At 53.0% G+C, this 21,690-nt stretch carries 25 protein-coding genes; all 25 read right to left on the minus strand.

Features of this window, described 5'->3' with window-relative positions; all coding sequences use genetic code 11:
- Nucleotides 1–108 precede the first annotated feature (108 nt).
- Complete coding sequence (gene rpsB, locus PV433_RS12705; protein WP_190927970.1) at nucleotides 109–807, minus strand: 30S ribosomal protein S2; 699 nt, start codon at nucleotides 805–807, stop codon at nucleotides 109–111.
- A gap of 192 nt (nucleotides 808–999) precedes the next feature.
- The gene (locus PV433_RS12710; protein ID WP_332072489.1) at nucleotides 1,000–1,212 is read right to left on the minus strand and encodes a hypothetical protein; all 213 of its coding nucleotides are present in this window, start codon (nucleotides 1,210–1,212) and stop codon (nucleotides 1,000–1,002) included.
- Nucleotides 1,213–1,345: 133 nt separating this feature from the next.
- A complete protein-coding gene (locus tag PV433_RS12715) occupies nucleotides 1,346–1,852 on the minus strand; it encodes a hypothetical protein (RefSeq protein WP_332072490.1) in 507 nt (168 codons plus the stop codon).
- Nucleotides 1,845–2,411 carry a DUF6115 domain-containing protein gene (locus tag PV433_RS12720; protein ID WP_332072491.1) on the minus strand — a complete coding sequence of 189 codons (567 nt, stop codon included), beginning with the start codon at nucleotides 2,409–2,411 and terminating at the stop codon, nucleotides 1,845–1,847. The genes PV433_RS12715 and PV433_RS12720 overlap by 8 nt, the downstream gene beginning before the upstream one ends.
- A gap of 211 nt (nucleotides 2,412–2,622) precedes the next feature.
- A complete protein-coding gene (locus PV433_RS12725; protein WP_190927964.1) occupies nucleotides 2,623–2,949 on the minus strand; it encodes a hypothetical protein in 327 nt (108 codons plus the stop codon).
- A gap of 74 nt (nucleotides 2,950–3,023) precedes the next feature.
- A complete protein-coding gene (locus tag PV433_RS12730) occupies nucleotides 3,024–4,430 on the minus strand; it encodes a DUF342 domain-containing protein (RefSeq protein WP_332072492.1) in 1,407 nt (468 codons plus the stop codon).
- Between the two features lie 28 nt (nucleotides 4,431–4,458).
- Nucleotides 4,459–5,244, minus strand: a complete 786-nt coding sequence (locus tag PV433_RS12735) for a FliA/WhiG family RNA polymerase sigma factor (protein ID WP_190927960.1) — start codon at nucleotides 5,242–5,244, stop codon at nucleotides 4,459–4,461.
- A gap of 16 nt (nucleotides 5,245–5,260) precedes the next feature.
- Complete coding sequence (locus tag PV433_RS12740; protein ID WP_332072493.1) at nucleotides 5,261–5,686, minus strand: hypothetical protein; 426 nt, start codon at nucleotides 5,684–5,686, stop codon at nucleotides 5,261–5,263.
- A 2-nt stretch (nucleotides 5,687–5,688) separates the two neighbouring features.
- Nucleotides 5,689–6,180 carry a chemotaxis protein CheD gene (locus tag PV433_RS12745; RefSeq protein ID WP_190927956.1) on the minus strand — a complete coding sequence of 164 codons (492 nt, stop codon included), beginning with the start codon at nucleotides 6,178–6,180 and terminating at the stop codon, nucleotides 5,689–5,691.
- Nucleotides 6,177–6,797, minus strand: coding sequence for a chemotaxis protein CheC (locus PV433_RS12750; protein WP_332072494.1), 621 nt, complete (start codon nucleotides 6,795–6,797; stop codon nucleotides 6,177–6,179). Before PV433_RS12750 ends, PV433_RS12745 begins: the two co-directional genes overlap by 4 nt.
- Nucleotides 6,798–6,804: 7 nt before the next feature.
- Nucleotides 6,805–7,266, minus strand: coding sequence for a chemotaxis protein CheW (locus tag PV433_RS12755; RefSeq protein ID WP_332072495.1), 462 nt, complete (start codon nucleotides 7,264–7,266; stop codon nucleotides 6,805–6,807).
- 15 nt (nucleotides 7,267–7,281) lie between these two features.
- Complete coding sequence (locus PV433_RS12760; RefSeq protein WP_332072496.1) at nucleotides 7,282–9,324, minus strand: chemotaxis protein CheA; 2,043 nt, start codon at nucleotides 9,322–9,324, stop codon at nucleotides 7,282–7,284.
- A 101-nt stretch (nucleotides 9,325–9,425) separates the two neighbouring features.
- Nucleotides 9,426–10,544 (minus strand): protein-glutamate methylesterase/protein-glutamine glutaminase, encoded by a 1,119-nt coding sequence (locus PV433_RS12765; RefSeq protein WP_332072497.1) that lies wholly within the window; start codon nucleotides 10,542–10,544, stop codon nucleotides 9,426–9,428.
- 47 nt (nucleotides 10,545–10,591) lie between these two features.
- Complete coding sequence (locus PV433_RS12770; protein WP_332072630.1) at nucleotides 10,592–11,464, minus strand: MinD/ParA family protein; 873 nt, start codon at nucleotides 11,462–11,464, stop codon at nucleotides 10,592–10,594.
- Nucleotides 11,464–12,750: a flagellar biosynthesis protein FlhF gene (flhF, locus tag PV433_RS12775; RefSeq protein ID WP_332072498.1), complete on the minus strand. Its 1,287-nt coding sequence runs from the start codon at nucleotides 12,748–12,750 to the stop codon at nucleotides 11,464–11,466. The genes PV433_RS12770 and flhF overlap by 1 nt, the downstream gene beginning before the upstream one ends.
- A complete protein-coding gene (gene flhA / locus PV433_RS12780; protein WP_332072499.1) occupies nucleotides 12,747–14,780 on the minus strand; it encodes a flagellar biosynthesis protein FlhA in 2,034 nt (677 codons plus the stop codon). Before flhA ends, flhF begins: the two co-directional genes overlap by 4 nt.
- Nucleotides 14,777–15,889: a flagellar biosynthesis protein FlhB gene (flhB, locus tag PV433_RS12785; RefSeq protein WP_317891196.1), complete on the minus strand. Its 1,113-nt coding sequence runs from the start codon at nucleotides 15,887–15,889 to the stop codon at nucleotides 14,777–14,779. The genes flhA and flhB overlap by 4 nt, the downstream gene beginning before the upstream one ends.
- A 26-nt stretch (nucleotides 15,890–15,915) precedes the next feature.
- Nucleotides 15,916–16,710 (minus strand): flagellar biosynthetic protein FliR, encoded by a 795-nt coding sequence (fliR, locus tag PV433_RS12790; RefSeq protein ID WP_332072500.1) that lies wholly within the window; start codon nucleotides 16,708–16,710, stop codon nucleotides 15,916–15,918.
- Between the two features lie 9 nt (nucleotides 16,711–16,719).
- Nucleotides 16,720–16,989 (minus strand): flagellar biosynthesis protein FliQ, encoded by a 270-nt coding sequence (fliQ, locus tag PV433_RS12795; RefSeq protein WP_190927936.1) that lies wholly within the window; start codon nucleotides 16,987–16,989, stop codon nucleotides 16,720–16,722.
- A 57-nt stretch (nucleotides 16,990–17,046) separates the two neighbouring features.
- The gene (gene fliP / locus PV433_RS12800; RefSeq protein ID WP_442951517.1) at nucleotides 17,047–17,781 is read right to left on the minus strand and encodes a flagellar type III secretion system pore protein FliP; all 735 of its coding nucleotides are present in this window, start codon (nucleotides 17,779–17,781) and stop codon (nucleotides 17,047–17,049) included.
- A 26-nt stretch (nucleotides 17,782–17,807) separates the two neighbouring features.
- Nucleotides 17,808–18,452 carry a flagellar biosynthetic protein FliO gene (locus PV433_RS12805; protein ID WP_332072502.1) on the minus strand — a complete coding sequence of 215 codons (645 nt, stop codon included), beginning with the start codon at nucleotides 18,450–18,452 and terminating at the stop codon, nucleotides 17,808–17,810.
- Nucleotides 18,453–18,481: 29 nt separating this feature from the next.
- Nucleotides 18,482–18,844 carry a response regulator gene (locus PV433_RS12810; protein WP_190927931.1) on the minus strand — a complete coding sequence of 121 codons (363 nt, stop codon included), beginning with the start codon at nucleotides 18,842–18,844 and terminating at the stop codon, nucleotides 18,482–18,484.
- A 22-nt stretch (nucleotides 18,845–18,866) separates the two neighbouring features.
- Nucleotides 18,867–20,186, minus strand: coding sequence for a flagellar motor switch phosphatase FliY (gene fliY / locus PV433_RS12815; RefSeq protein ID WP_332072503.1), 1,320 nt, complete (start codon nucleotides 20,184–20,186; stop codon nucleotides 18,867–18,869).
- On the minus strand, nucleotides 20,176–21,174 hold the full coding sequence (gene fliM, locus PV433_RS12820; protein WP_190928027.1) for a flagellar motor switch protein FliM: 999 nt from the start codon (nucleotides 21,172–21,174) through the stop codon (nucleotides 20,176–20,178). Before fliM ends, fliY begins: the two co-directional genes overlap by 11 nt.
- A gap of 30 nt (nucleotides 21,175–21,204) precedes the next feature.
- Entirely contained in the window at nucleotides 21,205–21,690 is a 486-nt protein-coding gene (locus PV433_RS12825) for a flagellar basal body-associated FliL family protein (protein ID WP_332072504.1), read from the minus strand.

A 21,690-nucleotide genomic window follows, 5' to 3' on the forward strand; every position in this document is an offset into this window, starting at 1 on the left:
AAATTACCCCGTTCTGCCCGGAGTTGTGAACGATCGAATATTCTCTTTAAAAAAAGGGCGGCGAGAGGTTATATAACCTTCTAACCACCCTTTCGTTGTACCGATCAATTAAGCTGTCGTTTGCTCGCCTTGATGAGCTTCGATAACGGCGTCGGCCATTTTGCCTGTCAGCAGCTTCACGGCGCGGATCGCGTCGTCGTTGCCCGGAATGACGTAGTCGATTTCGTCCGGATCGCAGTTCGTGTCAACGATACCGACGATCGGAATACCCAATTTGCGTGCTTCAGCAACTGCAATGCGCTCTTTACGCGGGTCGATAACGAACAGCGCGCTTGGCAATTGCTTCATATGTTTGATGCCGCCGAGGAATTTCTCCAGGCGTTCCATTTCTTTGCGGAGAATGATAACTTCTTTTTTAGGAAGCAGATCGAACGTTCCGTCGCTTTCCATACGATCCAGCTCATGCAGACGGTTAACCCGTTTTTGGATCGTGGAGAAGTTCGTCAGAGTGCCGCCGAGCCAACGCTGGTTGATGTAGTACATGCCGCTGCGCTCTGCTTCTTCTTTAACGGAATCTTGAGCTTGCTTCTTCGTTCCTACGAACAGGATCGTGCCGCCTTCTTCAGCGACCGATTTTACGAAGTTGTACGCTTCTTCCACTTTTTTGACCGTTTTTTGCAGGTCGATAATGTAAATGCCGTTTCTTTCGGTGAAGATGTAACGATCCATTTTCGGGTTCCAGCGACGGGTTTGATGACCGAAGTGTACCCCAGCTTCTAGAAGCTGTTTCATGGAGATTACTGCCATCTTCACACACCTCCTCTAAATTGGTTTTGGGTTTCCTCCGCCAGTCGCATCTTTCTTTGAGACTCATCCCCCGGACAGGAGCGTGAGCACCTTCAAAGAAATTGAATGGCGTGCGTGGTTTAACACCGTCAATTACTATACCATATCCGAAATAGGGTTTGCAACCGAATCCGCTAGCTTTCGACAAAGCGGCTAAAACCTGCCCGTTCTGTAGCGGCCGTCGTCCGACTCGGCAATCTGGACACGCTCCACATTACGCAACTGAATCAAGTCCCCTTGCTTGCCGAACCAACCGTCGCGGTTATGCGTAATGCTCATCGATACTTGCGAAAACGTATCAGCCTGAACTTCCATCTGGTGGCTTCCTCCGCCGATAAAATAAAAATGAACGGTATACACAGCCATCGTACATCCTCCTCCCGACTTCATCGCATCTTCCTACCGTAGCGGTTCGACGCGAGCCGCGGATTTCCTGCTTCAGACCGCTCCCGGATCGCACGGCGAATAGACCGGATTCGCTTGCAAGGCGAAAAACGGTCTATGGATTCGCTATCGTTATCCTCGAAATAATATCGTCCACCGAGGCGCCGCCCTCAAACGAGTACGACCCTGCACGTATGCGCGTCGTCAACTTTTTGTCCCGCAAAGCGGTGACAAAGCCGTTCGAATCCGCGATCAGATTCGCTTTGAGCAGCATATCGGCTACATGATACGCGTTCATCTGCTCTGTAATGTACACCGAGCTTACCGTTTTCGGCGGAACCTGCTGCGGAACCGGCTGTGCGGCGAGCTTCGAGCGTTCTTCCTCGGACGCCTTCTGACGGATCGCTTCGATGTCTTTGTCGGAGTACGTCTTCTGGTCTTTAGGAACAACCTTGTAGTTCAGCTTGTCCGCCTCGGCCTGAAGCTGATCGACGGCGGCAGGTCCCCCTTGCCGGATCGTGCGGTTTTCCATCTCGTCCACCTTGAACATCAGCTGCAGCATAACCGCTCCGGCGATGAGGCCGATCCCTAGGCCGTACACGAAACCTTTATTTTTAAACACGGCTCTGGTCCTCCTGCTTCGCGAGCTGGATGATCAGCATAACCTCGCCTTTGTTCATTTCCAGCTTCTTGGCGATATATTCGGTCGATTTACCCTGCTCGTATAACCGGAAAACGTCGGGATACCGGTCGCGGATACTTGCGGGCACCGGTTCCGGCTGAACGGCCAGTTCCTCGGCCTGCTGCGCCAAAGGTGCGGCAACCGGAAAGGCGTCCAGGACAGGAGCTTCTGCGCCGGCGGCAGCCGGGACTGGTTCTTTCCGTATTCGCTGGTCCAGCAGAATGCTTAATTGCTCGTTAACCGCTTTATTTTGCTGTTCGAGCGCTTCGATCCGGCCGAGCAAAGTCGCGGTATGGGCTTCGTGCTCTTGTTTCATCCCGGAGACGAGCCCGAGAAGCTGCTTGTTCTCCTCTTCCAGCTCTGCGGAGAAAAGCTCCATCGTGTCTTCGATTTCTTTCATTACATTCGTCTGCTTTGCCGCGGGCTCTTTCTTCGGAACAAGCTTCGCATAGACGATGAGGACCAATCCGAGCAACACGATATACAGCCAGGGATCCATGCTGCTTGTTCACCTTCTTCTGACCAATTATAAGAGGTTGTTCAAAAAGTCCACTTTTGATCACGAAGCGGATCAGGAATCCTGCTCGACATCGAATATGGAATTCAGCCAGAACTTCCGGTGCTCACGTAGTTCCCACTACGCTCCGCTCCTCATTTCCTAGCTTCATCCCATCTTCTCGGTGCTGAAAACCGGACTTTTTGAACTCGCATTATAAAGAAAAATCAATATGATGCCCCTTGTACGGATGACCGCTCCCCGGGGAGCTTCCGGCCTGATTATTCTTGCCCGTATTGGACTTGGCGCCCGAACGGTCCCTTCTTCCCTTCGAGCCTCTCTGCTGGTCGTCTCGGATTTGCGGCTCCGCTGCCTCGTCCACTTTGGCGCTTTGCTGAAGCTGACGTTCCTTTTGTTCCGTCGATTTGGCAGCCAGCGCCGCCTGATCATACATCGGCTTTTGCGACAACTGGTTTTGCACGCTGGCCGCTTCGCTTGTGCGCGGTATCGCGATTTGCATCTCAACTGATCTAAGGCTCATGCTTTCCCCTCCAGTGCGGAGTATTGGCTTTCTGCGGGCCGAGGACGCCTTCAGTTCAGGCTGTACGGGAGAAGTTACCCGTTAGGCAGCATCGATATATCGCCTTCGGAGTACATGAAATGGACTCTAGGCGTAGCGTCCTTAACAAAGCGGGTGTATCGGCCGATTACGATTTTCGTCCCGCCGTATACCATCGAGATCACTTCCACTTTGGCGCGTTCCGTGTCTTCGAGCGTTTTTTCAATCTCGAGAATGCGCTCGCGGAAAGCGATTTGTTCGTCCGTCGCTTGTTTTTTCGTATGGGACAGCTTGATCCGCATAGCCAGCTTCTCCGGTGTCAGCGATCCGGCGGCGGCAAGCTGGTCAAGCAGCGTTAATGCCTTGTCCGTCTTATCCAGACCATCCTGCACATTGCGAAGCTGCTGACGCAGCGTAGAGAGCTCGTTGCGCAGCTCCGGCAACACGCCGACTTCGATCGCGGTCGGAGTGGACATGGAGTTGCCGATCGTTCGGGCAACTACCTTCTCTCCCGCCTGGATCGTCCCGCCTACGATCAGTCCTTTCGGGCCGGTACAATATACGTGCTGCCCTGCCCGGACTTGGGAGTGCAGGATGCTTTGCGAGACGTGAACGTTGCCTCCAGCCTCGATAACCGCGTCCTGAATAAACGAGCTTTTTAGATTGACGCCTGCGCGAATAACCGCTTTATTATGACCCAGAACACCGGCGCTGATCTCAATCGAGCCGAGCGCTTCCACTTCAGCCCCTTCAACGCCGCCGGTAATGCGGATGTCGCCGGCCGCCTTCACTTTGAAGCCCGATAGGACGTTACCGCGAATGACGACGGTTCCCAGAAAGTCGATATTCCCGATCCGGTAATCGACGTCCCCGTTCACTTCAAATACGGGAAACACGTTGATTTTGTCATGATCGGTCTTGACGACCATTCCGTCTATTGCGGCATAAAGCGCTTTCTGCTCGCCGTCAGCTACGACGTTTTTGCCTATTTTGAACCGGCTTTCTTTGCCCGGCCGGCCGGGAATCGGCTCGCCCGTCACCGTCTTGCCGGGGGTTCCTTCCTTGGGAGGAACCCGCTCGGCGATCAGCTGCCCTCTGCGGACGTTCGACAGCCGGGTCACTTCCTTATAGTCGACGGTTCCATCCTCAAGCTCCGCCGGTTTTGTCGCTGCTGCATCCATTTCATGCAGGCTTCGCACGTATCCGTCGATTCCCGCTCCCGGAAGTTCGCCGGTGGCTATTACGGTTTTGGTCTGAAAGAACGGCTTCGGATCTTGGATGAGTCGATTGACGATATCTGGCTGAATTCCGCTTCGCACGTCATTCTTATGAAGAAAAGCAATAATGTCGTTAACCGTATAAGGAAAAGAGTCCGGAAGCGAAACGACTTGGATGGAGGCTGACATTTTGTCCTCGGCTAGGCTCACAGTTAATAAGTGGTCCAAAGACTTTTCGGTGGACAATGTGATTCCTCCTTGGTTTTACTTCCCGCTATTGCTGGAGCAATTGATTTTTCCATCTTCCCAGCGATCCTCTCAGCCTCAGCACCGCTTTGGAATGAAGCTGGGAGATGCGCGACGGGGATAACGACATCACTTCCGCAATCTCGCTCAACGAAAGCTCCTCGTAATAAAACAGCGAAACGACGGTCCGCTCCTTCTCCGTCAGCTTATCGATTGCTTTCGCAAGTGACTCCTTCAGAAAAAATTCGTTGACTTTGTATTCGGGGTTTTTCGCCTTTTCATCGACCATCAGCGATAACCGGGTTTCCGAATCTTCCTCCTTAATCGGGTCGTCGAACGAGCATACCGTCGTAATCGAGATTTCCTGGAGCATCTGCTGAAACTCCTTCTCGCTGACTTCCAAATAAGCGCTGATCTCGGCATCGGTCACAGAGCGCAAGTAGTGCTGTTCGAGCTTCTGATAAGCATCCTCGATTTTTTTGGCCTTTTCCCGGACGGACCGCGGGACCCAATCTCCCTGCCTCAGCCCGTCGATGATCGCGCCGCGAATGCGCCAAGACGCGTACGTCTCGAACTGCAGTCCGCGCTCGTAGTCAAACTTCTCGATCGCGTCGATCAATCCCATTATACCATAGCTCGATAAATCGTCCCTAGAGACGGTTTTGGGCAATCCGATGAGGAGGCGGCCGACCACATAATCCACGAGCGGCAAATAATGCTCGATCAGCGCCTGCTTCGCCGAAAGCAAACCGTCACTTTTCCATTGTTTCCATACGCCGATATTGGACAAGGGGGATTGCTTCAGTGCAATCATTCCGCACGCACTCCTCTTACTTTTCTGTCAAATGCCTTACGGCTTGCGCCAGCTCCTGAGCTTCCGTCTCCTGCACCGTGGCCAGTTTCTTGGGCTGAAGCGGCACGAAAGGTTCCGAATCGGAGCGGTTTAACTGTTCCTTCAACATTTCGTTTAATTGGTCCTGATCGTCCGGAGTCGCCGTATCCACCGTCTGGCCGACCGGTTCGTCCGGAAGCTGCGATTCCATAGGCTGCCCGGAATCCGAAACGGGCTGCGGCTTCAACCCGATGAGCGTTCCCAGTATCCAGCGCAGCGCGAAGGCTGCAACGAATATAATGAGGAAACTGTAAACGCTGCTCATCAGCGTCCGCCAAAAAAAGTTGTATTCGATTGAAAGGATAAACGTCAGCGCAAAACCGAGCGTTCCTAAAACCAGGTTCCATCGATACGATCCGATCATAGCTACAGTTCCTTTACTCCTTGTTGTACGGTGCGCAGGACGAGAACTCCGGTGTCCGTATGAAACTCGATCGTCCGGCCGAAGTTGCCTCCCGTATCCTCCGCCAGTACCGGTATGGAAAACAGTTTGAGCTGTTCCTTGCAGGATTCGACATTGCGCGGCCCGATCCGCATCGTGTCGTTGGACGTGCTGAACGCGAACATCTGAGCGCCGCCGGCCATCTTCGCGACGAGCCGCGAGTTGACCGCACCGAGATTGAGCATTCTTTTCACCATCTCGGGAATCGCCGTGTCGGCGTATTTGGCGATATTGAGACTGCCTTCCTTGGCAATATCCGAGGAAGGCAGCATGACGTGGGCCATACCGGCCACCTTCGCCTTCGGATCGTAAATCGTTACGCCTACGCAGGACCCGAGCCCGGTCGTTTTGAGAACGCCCGTTCCGGTCGTTACATTTAAATCAGCCATTCCCACCTTTATGAGCAGTTCGGTCATTCCACGGGTACTCCCAACGCTGTGAAAATTTTGTGGAACGACTCGGGATCGGGCACGAGGAAAAATCGTCCTTCTACGGCGTCGCTGCCGTCAAAAAACTTCGTATCGATAAACAAAGCCTTGTCCCCCATCTCCCCGTACTGCATAAGACCGTAGCTGATTACGGCACCCAGCATGTCGATCGCAAGCGAGGGGACGGAGGGCGACATGCTCAGCTTCGTGAAGTCCGCGAGCGAAGACAAGTACGATCCCGCCAAAATATTGCCGATTTCGTTCAAGGCGGACAGTTCCATCTCCGAATACTGCTCTTCGTCCTCCACTTCGATTCCCGCCAAGTTTTGAAGCAGCAGCTTGGCTGACGATTGGGTCAGAATGAAGAACATATTGCCCGGAGCTTCGCCGGTAACCCGCAGGAAGATGGCGAGCACGATCTGCTCCGACCCGCCGAGCACTTCGATAATATCTTCGAAAGGAAGCATGTTGACTTGCGGCACCTGCATGTCGACAGGTTTATCGAGCAGCTTGGACAACGCCGTCGCAGCGTTGCCCGCGCCAATATTTCCGATTTCTTTAAGAACGTCAAGTTGATAGTCTGCGATGCTGCCCAATTCGGTCATAGGTCGTTTAGTCTCCAAGCTGTTCCAGCTGTACAATCTCCGCTTTATTCAGCACTTCCTCCAGATTAAGCAGCACTAGCAGCCGGTCGTCCTTCAACTTGGCAAGCCCGCGCAAATATTTGGCCCGGATTCCGCCGACGATCTCCGGAGGCTGTTCGATTGCATCGCTGTCCACATCGACAACGTCGTTCGCCGTATCGACAATCATCCCGACTTCCAGGTCTTTGACGGCTACGATAATAATCCGCGAGTTGTCGGTGTAATCGGCCTCCGGCAAATTGAAACGGCCGCGCAGATCGATAACAGGAACGACGACCCCGCGCAGATTGATAACTCCTTTGACAAATGCCGGCGTTTTCGGCACGCGCGTCAACGGCTGCATCCGTTCGATCGTTTTGACCTTATCCACTTCGACGCCGTACTGCTCATGAGCAAGCGAGAATACGATAACTTTTAACTCTTCTCCCATGATAGGTGCCTCCTTTTATTTGATTAACGCGTTCGGATCGATAATAAGCGCGACTTGCCCGTCGCCCAGTATCGTCGCTCCGGATACGGCGAACAGATTCGTCAAATATTTGCCTAACGATTTGAGCACGATTTCCTGCTGACCGATAAATTCGTCCACCATGAGCGCGGCCAGCTTGTCCCCTTTGCGGATTACGACGATCTCCGTCTCCGTCTCATCGTCTTCCGAGTAGCTCGTAACTTCAAACAACTTGCTGATGGACAGCAGCGGAATAAACCCTCCGCGAAAATCCATCATTTTGTTTCCGTGTACGCTGCGGATGTCCTCTTTTTGAATAACGGCCGTCTCTACGATGGAAGAAAGCGGAATCGCATATTTCTCGTCCCCGAGACGGATCAGCATCGCCGAAATGATCGACAGCGTCAAAGGAAGCTGTACCGAAAATTTCGTGCCTGCGCCAGGTTTGGAATCGATCTGTACGTGACCGCCGAGCGACTCGATTTTCGTCTTGACGACGTCCAGCCCGACGCCCCGGCCGGATACGTCCGATATTTTGTCCGCCGTACTGAATCCGGCGGCGAATAAGAGCCGGTACACTTCTTCGTCCGTTAACGTCTTGGCCTGCTCCGGCGTGACGATTCCCCGTTTTAGCGCGGTAGCGAGCACCTTGTCGCGGTTAATGCCTTTGCCGTCTTCTTCAATCTCGATAAAGACGTGGTTGCCGCTGTGGAACGCACGCAAGTTGACCGTACCCGTCTCGGGCTTGCCGGCGGCGATTCTCTCAGGCACCGTCTCTACGCCATGATCGACGGCATTACGCAGCAGATGGACGAGCGGATCGCCGATCTCGTCGATGACCGTGCGATCAAGCTCGGTCTCCGCACCGGTAATGATCAGATCGACCTTCTTGTCGAGCGATTTGGCCAGATCCCGCACCATCCGGGGGAACCGGTTAAATACGTTGTCGACCGGCACCATCCGCAGCTTCAGCACGATATTTTGCAGATCGCTGCTGACCCGGGCCATATGCTCCACTGTCTCGGTCAGATCGCTTCTGTGAATCTCGCTGGCCAGCTGCTCCAGCCGGACCCGGTCGATCAGCAGCTCGCTGAACAGGTTCATCAGGACATCGAGCCGCTCGATATCGACGCGGATTGTCCGCGAGGCAACTGCTCCGCCGCCGCTAGGGGCGGCCTTCGGCGCCGCCGATACCGCCGTCGCTGCAGTTTGCTGCGAGGCTTCGGCGATTTGCGATGCCGCCGCTGCAGACGCCTGAGCTTGCGACTGCTGCATTTTCAGCTTCAGGCTGTTTTCATCCAGCTTCTCCGCGACAACGGACTGGATCTCGCTGATGTTGCCGACCTGCTTCTCCAGCTCTTCCTTGCTGAGCTGGGATAAGTAATAGACAGTGAACGAGTTGTCGAACTTCTCCTTCTCGATGTCTTCCACAGACGGAGTCGATTTGACGATTTCCCCGTTTTGCTCCAGCAAATTAAATACCATATAAGAGCGTGCCGCTTTTAAGACGCAAGTTTCTTCAATCGATACTTGTATGTAATAGACCTGATGTCCGGATTCCAGCGATTGCAGAAGGATCGAATATTGGAACTCGTCCAGCTCCGCTTCCGCCGGCGCGCTTGCCGCCGGGCTCCCGCCGCTTGAGCCGCTTTTTTCGTAATCGCCGGACACAATCGATTTCAGCGTAGCGACGATCGCGCTGACGTCGGCCTGCCCCGTTCCGCCATTGATGATGTCTTCCACCATCGCTTCCAGCGAGTCCAAACTTTTGAATATTGCGTCGAAAATAAACGGGTTCATCGCCAGCTTGTGGTTGCGGACGAGGTCGAGCACGTTCTCCATCTCGTGCGTGAGCGAAGCGAGATCCTCGAATCCCATCGTCGCGGACATCCCCTTCAGCGTATGCGCCGAACGGAAAATACTTTGCACGATGCCGATATCCTCCGGGTTAGCTTCCAGCTTCAGCATATTTTCGTTCATCGCCTGCAAGTGCTCCCGGGATTCATCGATAAACATGCTCAAGTATTGATTCATTTCCATTCGTCGTACACCCCCTGTTAACGGTATAGTGTTGCAGCACCCGGTTTGGTGCTGTGCGTTGAAAATGAGTTCCCGCGGCCAGCCGGCCGCTTCCGAGGCACTCAGCTCTGACTTTGTACAAGCTCGTTTAGCTTTGCGGCAATCTGATACAACGGAAGCTGGTGAGTGAGACAGTTCAATTCCGCTGCGGCTCGCGGCATCCCGTATACGACACACGTTTCGCTGGATTCCGCAATCGTGGATACAGCTCCAGCCTGTCTGAGCGCCTGCATCCCTTTAGCGCCGTCACTGCCCATACCGGTCATAAGCACGATATGGCGCTTCAGCTCCCGGAACGGCAGCAGCGATTCGAATAACATATCGACCGACGGCCGATGGCCGCTTCGGGGATCGTCTTTCGTCAATCGGACTTTGTAACCGGCATCGTCCCTCTTGACGATCATATGCCATCCCCCTGGAGCTATATAAGCAACGCCGTTTCGCAGCCGGTCGCCGTCCGACGCTTCGATTACCCGGATCCGGGATGTCGCGTCGAGACGATTCGCCAGCGATTTCGTGAAATTCGGCGGCATATGCTGAACGATAAGAATCGGAGCGGGAAACTTTTCCGACAGACCGGTCACGACTTGCTGCAGCGCCCGGGGGCCGCCTGTCGACGTTCCGATCGCAACCAGCTTGTCAATCCGCGAAGCCGGCATCGAATCGATCAGTTCCTTCGAGCCGGCGGAGACGGGCGGCTTCATGACCGGTGCGGATATGGAAGCCCGATTCGGAGCCGGAGCCGGTGCCGGTCGCGGAGCGGGCATCGCCCTGGACACCCGCGTCTGAATGGCGATCGACAATTTTTCCATCAACAAAGACTTCACTTTAAACAAATCAAGCGAGATCGAGCCCGACGGCTTTCGTACGAAATCGATCGCTCCCAGCTCCAGAGCGGCGATCGTTTCCTTCGCCCCTTCCTCGGTCAAGCTGCTGAGCATAATGACCGGAACGGGATGCTCCGCCATGATCCGCTTTAAAGCTTCCAGTCCGTTCATCTCGGGCATTTCGATATCGAGCGTAATAACGTCGGGATTTAACCGTTTCGTTTTGTCGACGGCTTCCAAGCCGTTTTTGGCGGTGTCCACCACTTCGAACCTGGCGTCCTCTTGAATCATGTCGGTGATAATTTTGCGCATGAAGACGGAATCGTCGACAACCAACACCCTAATCTTGCTCACGAGCCTCACCTCATCCTGATGTCATCGGTATCGCGGTTGACTTGATTTCATTTCAGAAGTTTCCTCATTTTGTTGAAAAAAGCTTTAACACCGCTTTGCTGCTGCGGCTCCGGTGCCATCTGCCCGGTCACGTACCGGCCGACCAGCCGCTCGATGCTTCTCGACGCGGCGCTGCCAGGATAAGCGACGGTAAACGGCGTTTGCTGCTTCACCGCTTTCATGACATTCGGATCGTCATCCACAAAACCTAGAGTCGGGATGTGAATGCCCAGAAACCGTTTGGCGACCAGACTGATCTTGTCGGCCGTCTGCTTCCCCTCGTGCAGCTCGGTAACCCGGTTAATGACCAGCTTGAAGTCTACTTCGTGTCCGAGTGAGTGAACCATTTTTATAATTGCATAAGCATCGGTGATCGCGGTAGGCTCCGGTGTCGTCACTACTATCGTTTCGTCGGCGGCGACAATAAATCTGAGCGTCTCCTTGGACAAGCCGGCGCCTGTATCGAAGATGATGTAATCGACATAACCGTTCAACAGATTGACCTGCTCGGCAAAATAATCGATTTCCGCCTCCGTGAGCCGCATCAAATCGTTGAAGCCGGAGCCTCCCGCAATATATTCCAAGCCGTTGCTGCCTTTATTAATAATTTCCCATATCGTTTTCTCGCGTTTGAGCAGGTGGTACAAGCTGTAAGTGGAGTTGATCCCCATCAATACATCGATATTGGCCAGGCCGATATCGGCATCGAACACCAATACCCGGTACCCGCTTTTTTGCAAGGTAAGCGCGAAGTTCAGGGTGAAGTTCGATTTGCCGACTCCGCCTTTGCCGCTCGTGACGGTAAGAATCCGGGTTGATGACGACTGTGGCTCCGTCTGGGAACGAATCAGATTGCGCAGTCTTTGCGCCTGATCGCTCATCACTCGCGGTCCTCCAGCAGCAGATCAATCAACCGGTCTTCGTTCGTCTCTACGATGTCGTCCGGCACATTTTGGCCGTTTGTGATGTAAGACAGCTGCAGCGGGAAATCGTAAAGCAGGTTGACGATCGAACCGTAAGAGTTCGTCTCGTCCATCTTGGTAAACAATACTTTGTCCAGCCGGAACTTGGCGAAATTGTCCGTGATCGCCTTCATGTCCTTATACTTCGAAGATAAGCTCAGTACAAGAAACGTCTCGCCTTTGCCCTTGGACTGGAGCAGCGCGTTCAACTCCGATACGTACATCTGGTTGCGGAAATTGCGTCCGGCTGTATCCATAAAGATGATGTCGCAATCTTGCAGCGACTGAAACGCTCTTGCCAGCTCCTGAGGCGAAAACACGACTTCCAGCGGCACATTCAAGATGTTGGCGTACGTTTTGAGCTGCTCGACCGCCGCAATCCGGTACGTATCGGACGTAATAAAGCCTACTTTGCGTTTTTCCTTCAGCACTTGCTCCGCGGCCAGCTTGGCAATCGTAGTCGTCTTGCCGACGCCGGTCGGGCCGACGAAATGAGCGATCCGCGTATCACTTGCAATCCCTTTGTTATAAGGCGAGTATAAAATCTGTTTCAGTTGCTGCTTGATCAGCTCGTAGGCGTACTCGTCGGTTTTCGGAGAAAATTCGCCTTCAAACTCCTCTGCCGCTTTGCCGAGCAGCTTCTCAACCAGATCGGGCGATACCTCGTGCTCAAGCAGCAGCCGCTCGAACTTGAGAAGCGGTTCCGGATATCGAGGTCTTTCTACGGCTGAAGCCGTCAGCCTGCTCATCATCTCTTTCATCGATTTGATCTCGTCGAGCAGCAGATCCTCTTTGCCGCGCTCCCGGACTTCGCGGACCTCTCGACCTTCTCGAACCTCACGGACCGGAGAAGGCCTCGCTATGGGGGGAATCACCGGCTCTTCCATCAACGCTGTTGGGGCGGAAGGAACGGCTGCCGACTTTTTAGCGGCCGCCGCGCTAGCTTCCTCAATCAGCTTAGCAAGCTGAGCTTCCGCTGCAGGAGGCGTCTTGATGGCGGCCGGGGACATCGCAGGCGGTGCCGGCTGAGCTTGACCCGCATCGGTAGCGGCGATGACCTCGATCTTCTTTTTACCGAACAGACCGAGAAACCCACCGGAACGAATTTCTTTCGTATTCAGAATGACGGCGTCCTTGCCGAGGTCTGTGCGAATTTTTTGCAGGGCATCCGGCATCGAGTCGACCACATATCGTTTCACCCTCATAAATTCACCACCCCTACGCTCTGAATTTCAGCTTGCGGCTCCAGCTCGCTATAAGACAACACCGTAATATCCTGCATCGTGCGCTCCAGCAGCTGCCGCAAGTACATCCGGATCGTAGGCGAGGCCAGAATGACCGGCTGCTGTCCTTGCTGAACGAGTTTCGTCAGCTGCTCCGTTACTTTCTGATGAATCGTCTGGGAAGCGACCGGGTCGAGCGCCAAATAAGAACCGTGCTCCGTCTGCTGAACGCTGTCGGCAATTTTCTTCTCCAGCGATGGTCCGATCGTGACTACTTTGAGAGAATCCAGACCGTTCGCGTATTGGTTCGTAATTTGTCTCGACAACGCCTGACGGACATATTCGGTCAAAATATCGGGGTCCTTGGTATACGTTCCGTAATCGGCCAATGTTTCGAAAATGGTGACGAGATCGCGGATCGATATTTTTTCCTTGAGCAGCTTGGCGAGCACTTTTTGAATGTCGCCCACGTTCAGCACGTTCGGCACGAGATCGTCCACCAGCGCCGGGTACGTTTCCTTGACGTTTTCGATCAGCAGCTTCGTCTCCTGGCGGCCCAGCAGCTCATGGGCGTGGCGTTTCACAATTTCGGTTAAATGGGTGGCGACTACCGAAGGAGGATCAACGACCGTATAACCGGACAGTTCCGCCCGCTCCTTCATATTCTCATCAATCCACAATGCCGGGAGGCCGAATGCCGGCTCCGTCGTATCGATTCCCATAATCGAATCGTCGTCGATGCCCGGGCTCATAGCCAAATAATGATTCAGCAGCAGCTCGCCGCGAGCTACCGTATTCCCTTTAATCTTAATGACGTATTCGTTCGGTCTAAGCTGGATGTTGTCGCGAATCCGGATGACCGGCACGACCAGTCCGAGCTCGAGCGCGCACTGCCTGCGGATCATAATGATCCGGTCGAGCAAATCGCCTCCCTGGTTCGTATCGGCCAGCGGGATCAGTCCATAACCGAATTCGAACTCGATCGGATCGACCTGCAGCAGCGTCACGACGCTTTCCGGACTCCGCACTTCCTCGATCTGCTGCTCTTCTACGAGCTGCTCCGTCTCCGCAGCCTTTTGCGACAAATTCCGCTGCATCCGGTAAGCCGCTAAAGCTAGCAGTCCGGCGATCGGAGCTGTAGTGATCAGATGGATCGGGGTGAACAGGCCGAGAAAAAGCACAGTGCCCGCCACAATGTACAACAGCTTCGGATAACTGAACAACTGAGCCGTCAAGTCTGTCGCCAGGTTGCCTTCCGAAGCGGCGCGAGTGACGATAATGCCTGCCGCGGACGAGATCAGCAGCGCCGGAATCTGGCTGACGAGACCGTCCCCGATCGTAAGTACGGAGAACGTCTGCAGCGATTCCATCATGCTCATGTCGTGATACGTAGCTCCGATAATGAAACCGCCGATCAGGTTGATGAGCAAAATAATAATTCCCGCGATGGCGTCCCCTTTAACGAACTTGCTTGCTCCGTCCATCGCTCCGTAAAAATCCGCTTCCCGTTCGATTTTTTTACGACGGTCCTTCGCTTCCTGTTCGTTAATCAGACCGGAGTTGAGGTCTGCATCAATCGCCATCTGTTTACCGGGCATGGCATCGAGCGTAAATCTCGCTCCGACTTCCGCAACCCGCTCGGAACCTTTCGTAATAACGATGAACTGAACGACAACGAGAATAAGGAAGACGACGAACCCGATGACCAGATTGCCTCCGGCCACAAACGAACCGAATGTGCCGACTACGCTTCCCGCTTCCGCTTCACTTAAAATAATACGGGTCGTCGATACGTTAAGCGCCAGCCGGAACAAGGTCGTAATCAGCAGCAAGGTCGGAAAGATCGAGAAGTCGAGAGCATCCTGCGTATTCATCGCAATCAATATAATAATGAGAGCAATCGAGATATTAATGATGAGCAAAAAGTCTAGCAGCATGATCGGGATCGGGACAACCATCATGAGGATGATCCCGATGATGCCTGTCAGGATGATTAGATCTCTCGTCTTCATGGCTTGGTCCTCCTCCCCGGTTGATCTTTGCCTTTCAGCTTATACACGTATGCCAGCACTTCCGCGACCGCTTGAAACAGCTCCGCCGGTATCGATTGTCCGATCTCCACCTGATTGTACAAAGCGCGCGCGAGAGGTTTGTTCTCCATCCGGACAATGCCGTGTTCTTCGGCAACCTCCCTGATTTTGAGTGCGATATAATCCATCCCCTTGGCAATCACTACGGGAGCTTCCGCTTTTTTCGGATCATACCGGATCGCAACCGCAAAGTGCGTCGGGTTCGTGATGACTACGTCGGCCTTGGGAACGTCCTGCATCATCCGCTGTAGCGCCATACGCCTCTGCTTCTCGCGGATTTTCCCTTTGATCAGAGGATCTCCCTCGGTATTTTTGTATTCCTGCTTCACTTCGTCCTTGGACATCTTCAAATTTTTTTCCATTTCATAACGCTGGTAGATGAAGTCAAACAGCGCGAGAATGAGCAGAAGTACGGCGATTTGGACGCCTAGCATCAGAATAAGCCTGGCCGTATAAGAAAACGTATGGATGACCGGCCAAGACGCCATCTGAATAAACTGATCTTTTTCGTTCCATATCGTAAAAAAGACGACAAGCCCGATGACGGTGAGCTTCAAAATCGATTTCAGCAGCTCCACCAAAGCGCGAATCTTGAACATGTTGGCGAGCCCTTTAATCGGATCGAGCTTGTTGAACTGCATTTTAAGCGTTTCTGTCGTTACTAAAAAGCCAATTTGCGAGAAGGTCGCCACGACTGCCATTACGACGGCTATTCCGAATATCGGTGCGAGCAGCAGCAGTCCCTCGAATATAAGCCGGCCGAATATAATCGAAATATTGTCCGTCGTCATCTCCATGTTGATATAGTCGTAAAACGAGACAACGAACATATTTTCGATTTTGTCCCTCATAATCGTGCCATATCCGAACAAGAGCAGCATGACCGAAAACAGGATCATCGCGGAAGGAAGCTCCATGCTTTTGGCGACCTGCCCTTTTTTTCGGGCATCCTGCCGCTTTTTCGGGGTTGCTTTTTCCGTTTTTTCACCGGCGAACAGCTGCAAGTCGAGAGGTAACGCAAATCGCGGCACGGTCGTCATTTTCCCCCAGTGCTAAGCTAAGATGGTTCCGGCGCAGTGCCGATTACGTTCACGAGCTGGTCGAGCGCCCGGAACAGCATGCCGAATAAATCCTGAAACAAAAATATAAATCCGGGCAATACAAGAATCAGCAGCAAAAAACCGGCAATGATTTTGATCGGCACGCCTACGACGAAGATGTTGAACTGCGGCGCCGTCTTGGACAAAATCCCGAGTCCCACGTCCGTCAGAAACAATGCGACTACGAGCGGCGCTGACATTTGCAAAGCAAGTCCGAAAACGTCGGAGAACGAGCGAAGCAGAAATTCGTGAACCGCTCCCTGCTGAATGCGGGCGAACAGTTCGTTCGTAAGCGGAATCCATTGATAGCTTTTGATAATGCCGTCGAACAAGTAATGATGACCATTAAAAGACAAAAAGAGAAGGATCGAGATAATAAACTTAAAATTGCCGATGATCGGGCTTTGCGCGCCGGTCATGGGATCGATTACGTTGGCGATGCCAAGCCCCATCTGAATATCGATGAACGCTCCGGCGATCTGCACGACCGTAAAAAACAAATAAGCGGTGAAACCGAGAAGCAGTCCGACCAGCACTTCCCGAATGATCGATACGACGAACAATCCGTCAATGTCTGCCGGTTCCTTCAGTCCGACAGAGGCAAACGTCAGAAATGCGATTAGCGCCGCCAAGCCGATCTTCCACTGGGCGGGAACGCCGCGGGTGGAGAATACGGGCGATGCGAGCAGAAAAGCGGTAATCCTGCAAAAAATAAGCAGCCAGTTGGGCAGAAACGGAATCCATGCTTCCATAAAATCGCCTTACCCTATAAACTTGTACAAGTTGTCCAGCAAATTGTACGTGTAGTCGATCAGTGTTTGTAAAATCCACGGTCCGAACACGAGAACGGACAGCAGGACGATCACAATTTTCGGAACGAATGCAAGGGTCTGTTCCTGAATTTGAGTTGCCGCCTGGAAGACACTGACGATGAGACCGACGACCAGCGCCAAAACCAACATCGGAGCACTGGCCTTCAGCACGGTGTACACGGCTTCTCCGGCTAAACGTATGACGAACTCGGAACTCACCGTACTTCGCTTCCTTTCCTATCCGATTGGTGTCGCCGCCATGTTCGCTTAGCCGTTTCAGACAGGCGGATGAAAACTAAGCAGCAGCGACTTGACGACCAAATACCAGCCGTCCACAAGAACGAACAACAAAATTTTGAACGGCAGCGATATCATAATCGGGGGAAGCATCATCATCCCCATCGACATGAGAGTACTGGCCACGATCATATCGATGACGAGAAACGGAATAAAGATCATAAAACCCATCTGAAAAGCCGTTTTCAGCTCACTGATGGCGAAAGCCGGCAATAGCGCAGTCAGCGGAGTATCCTCCACCCCTGTAGGCTTTTCCGCCTTCGAGTAGTTCAGAAACAGCATTAAATCTTTTTCACGCGTCTGCGCCATCATGAACTTTTTGAGCGGCAGCACCGCTTTCTCCAGCGCTTCGGCCTGCTGAATCTCTCCCCTCAGGAACGGCTGGATCGCCGTCTCGTTCATCGTGCCGATCGTAGGCGACATGACGAACAAGGTGAGAAACAAGGCGATGCCGATCAGCACCTGGTTCGGAGGCATCTGCTGCGTGCCTAGCGCCGTCCTGACGAAGCTAAGAACGATGATGATACGGGTGAAGCTTGTCATGAGCACTAGAATCGAAGGAGCTAGGCTCAATATCGTGACGAGCAAAATGAGTGTTACCGTATTAGCCGTGCCCGCCGGGCCTTCCCCGTTGCCAATCTCCAGGTTGATGCCTGGAATCGGGAGGGCGGCGTAGGCTGGAGCGGGCGACCAGACCAGCAGCAGGACGATCATTGCCCCCAGAAGAACGAAGGATCGTTTCATGAGTCCGCCTTCCCGTCCGGCTTGTCGTTTTGGCTAAGCAAATCTTCAATCATCTTTTTCCGCCCCGACATATTTTTCATTTTCGACTGGAACACATCCTGGAACGAAGCGGTCATTTCGTCTTCCTGGGCAGGTTCCTTCTTCCGCTTGGTCCATCGGCCAATCAGCTCGCCCAGCTTTTGCATGCCTTGCCCGCTTCCTGTCGAATCGGAAGTGAGGGAAGCCGTAATGATTGCGACTTCCTCCGGGTCGTCAATTCTGTGAATCAGATTGACGTCGTCCCCTACCCCGACAACATAAATGGACCTGCCGATTTCAACAATCTGCACTGACTTGTTCGGTCCCAAAGGAACTCCGCCGAGCGACTTCACCGCCCGTCCCTGCATCCAGCTTAATTTTTTTTTGGATAAAAACTTAATAATCAGCAAGAAAAATCCGATAATAAGAATAAGGAAAAACAGCACTTTCACCATCATTAGAAAAACCGCACCCGAATCCGCCTGAACTCCGCCGGCGTTCGTCACGCTCGGAAAACTGTCCGGGCCCGATCGCTCTTCCGCGTTTGCAGACGGCACGGCGTACCCCATTACCGGAATGGTCAGGACGGCCAAAGCGGCAAGATGCCTATAAATGCTTTGCAACTTCAATCGTCCCCCCGCTGCCCCAGCCATTATCCTAACGTTTTCTTGATCGCTTCAATAACACGGTCAGCCTGGAACGGCTTCACGATAAAATCTTTGGCGCCCGCTTGAATCGCGTCGATAACCATCGCCTGTTGGCCCATAGCCGAGCACATAATCACTTTGGCGTTGGCGTCGAACTTTTTGATTTCTTTCAGTGCGGCGATTCCGTCCATCTCCGGCATCGTAATATCCATCGTGACGAGATCCGGCTTCAGTTCCTTGTATTTCTCAACTGCGACGGAGCCGTCTTGCGCTTCCCCGACCACCTCATATCCGTTCTTGCTGAGAATATCCTTTATCATCATCCGCATGAATGCTGCATCGTCTACGATCAAAATTTTGTTAGCCATTGAGTAGTCAATCCTCCCGGGATTATTGTAATTTTTGAATGCGGTCCATCTGGCTTATGATGTCGGTCACCCGCACACCGAAATTCTCATCGATAACCACGACCTCGCCTTTGGCGATCAGCTTGTTGTTAACCAAAATATCAACCGGTTCGCCGGCCAGTTTATCCAACTCGATAATCGAACCTTGAGAAAATTCCAAAATATCTTTGATCAGTTTCTTGGTCCGGCCGAGCTCGACTGTAACCTTTAGCGGAATATCGAGCAGCAAGTTTAAATTCGATTCGTCCGGCTGCATCGAGGCGCCCGTCAAATTGCCGAACTGCGCCGGTGCCACGTTAACGCTGCGTCCCGGAATTCCGCCATAGTTTTGCGGTATCGGCGGTTGCTGCGGCGGGTACATCGGCTGCTGATACATCGGCTGCTGGTAAGGCTGTTGATAAGGCTGGCCCATCGGCGGCTGCTGATGCATCATCGGAGGCTGACCGTAAGGATCGTACTGCGGCATCGGCATCTGCGGAGCCATCGGCGCGTGATTGTACCCTGCCATCGGGTCCGGCTCCTGCCTCATCGGCGGCTGTTCATAATGCTGCTGCGGCTCCTGGGCCGGGGCTGGCGGCGAGACCGGTGCCGGCTCAGGCTGAACATCAGTTCCGCCGAGCAGAATGTTGACCATTTCTTTGGAAAAGGAAACGGCGAGCAGCTGCATCAAGGTAGAGTCGATCAAGTCCCCGATAATCAGGCGGAACGAGATTTTGACGAACACTTCCTCACGGGGGAGCTGGTCTTTTCCTTCCCCGTTCGGCAAATCCAAAATGTTGATGCCCGGCGGAGATATATTGACAAACCGGTTGAAGATCGTCGACATCGAGGTGGCGGATGAGCCCATCATTTGGTTCATCGCTTCCTGAACGGCGCTGATATGAATATCCGACAGTTCCGAGTCGTCCGCAACGTTGCCGGTGCCCCCCATCATCAGATCGGCGATCACTTGCGCGTCTTTCGTCTTAATGACCAGCAAGTTGATCCCGTCGAAACCGTCCACGTAATTAACGTGAATCGCCACATGCGGTCTCGGGAATTCCCGCTCCAATTCCTCCCGGGCGATGATCGATACTTTCGGCGTCGTGATATCCACCTTTTTCCCCAGCAGGGTGGAAAGTGCAGTTGCCGCGCTGCCGAACGTGATGTTGCCGATCTCCCCAAGAGCGTCCTGCTCGATCGGGCTTAAGTAATCGTCAACGGAAGGTGGGCCGTCTGACGACGAAGCGCCGCTGAAATCTTCGCTCGTTTGCCGAAGCAGCGCGTCGATCTCTTCCTGCGATAAATAATCTTTACTCGTCATGTTCTTCTTCCCCTTCGCTGACAATCTCCGTCACTTGAACGGCAAGTTTGTCTTTCACGGTTCCAGGACTTGCTATAAATTTTAACTTTTCCCCTACTTTGATGTGCAGTCCATCGTCAACCGGCTTGTTGAGCGTAATGACGTCGCCCACAGCCAGGTTCAGAAATTCTTTGACGGTAATAACCGATTCCCCGAGCTCCGCGATAACCGGAAGCTTCGCCTTGTGCACGCGCTCCTGAAGTGCTTCCACTTCTTCCGGAGCCCTGCTCTTGCGCTGAGCCAAAAATTGGTGATGCACGGATAATCGCGGCATGATCGGTTCCAGGACTACATGAGGGATACATAAATTGATCATCCCCGTCGTATCGCCGATTTTGGTCGTAAGCGAAATAAGTGCGATCGTTTCGTTAGGCGAAACGATTTGCATAAATTGCGGATTCGTTTCGAGCGCTTCGAGTCTGGGCGCCAGATCGATAACCGTTTTCCAGGCTTCCTGCAAGCTCTCGAACGCCCTGCTGAATATCCGTTCGATAATAATCGTCTCGATTTCGGTGAGCGCATTGACTTTAGGAGGAGAGCTTCCAGGACCTCCGAGCAGACGGTCCAGCATCGCAAACGCGACGTTCGGATGCACCTCCAGCACCATCCGGCCTTCCAGAGGTTCGGCCTCGAATATATTTAAAATCGTCATTTTCGGAATTGAACGGATAAACTCGTCGTAAGGCAGCTGCTCTACTTGGACGACGTTAATTTGCACGAAAGTGCGAAGTTGAGCCGAGAAATACGTAGTCAAATATCGCGCGAAATTTTCGTGTATCCGAGTCAAGCTGCGAATATGATCTTTGGAAAAACGGACGGCACGTTTAAAGTCGTATGCCTTTACCCGTTTTTGGGTTTCTTCTTTTTTTAGCTCCTCGGCGTCCATTTCGCCTGATGACAGCGCGGCGAGCAGGGCGTCAATCTCATTCTGCGAGAGCACGTCTACCAATTCCATCACCCCCTTATCCGCGGCATTCGATTAATTGTTCATCATGATGTTAATGTCTGTAATATCGACACGCACCAGTTTACCTTTAGATAAAATGGGATTGATTTTATTGATTAGCGTCGTGCTGATCAGATCTTGTCCTTTGGAGCCCCCGGCTTGCTCGGGCGTCATATCGGCGAGCGTTTGCAGGATGATCGATCTCACCCGGGTCGACAACAGTTCGAACTCTTCTTTCGCCTTGGAATCTTCCAGCAAAAAAGCAAAATTGATCTTCACGTAATTTTTGCCAACCAAATTGGTCGTAATGTCTTTGAATTCAACCGTATTCGCTTTTTCTTCCTTCGCCGACATTTTTCTCGGTTTCACGTTCTCGACGGAGTTAGCCGCTTGCTGGGTCGGGTCGCCGGATTGAGACTTTTTGTCCAAATATTCCCACAAAATAAAACTTGCGAGTGCGATCAGCGTGATCGCGATGAGGATCATGATTAACCATTGCACCATTTTGTTCTTGAACAT

It is taken from the genome of Paenibacillus sp. GYB004, assembly GCF_036577605.1.
Taxonomy (GTDB): Bacteria; Bacillota; Bacilli; order Paenibacillales; family NBRC-103111; genus Paenibacillus_AB; species Paenibacillus_AB oceani.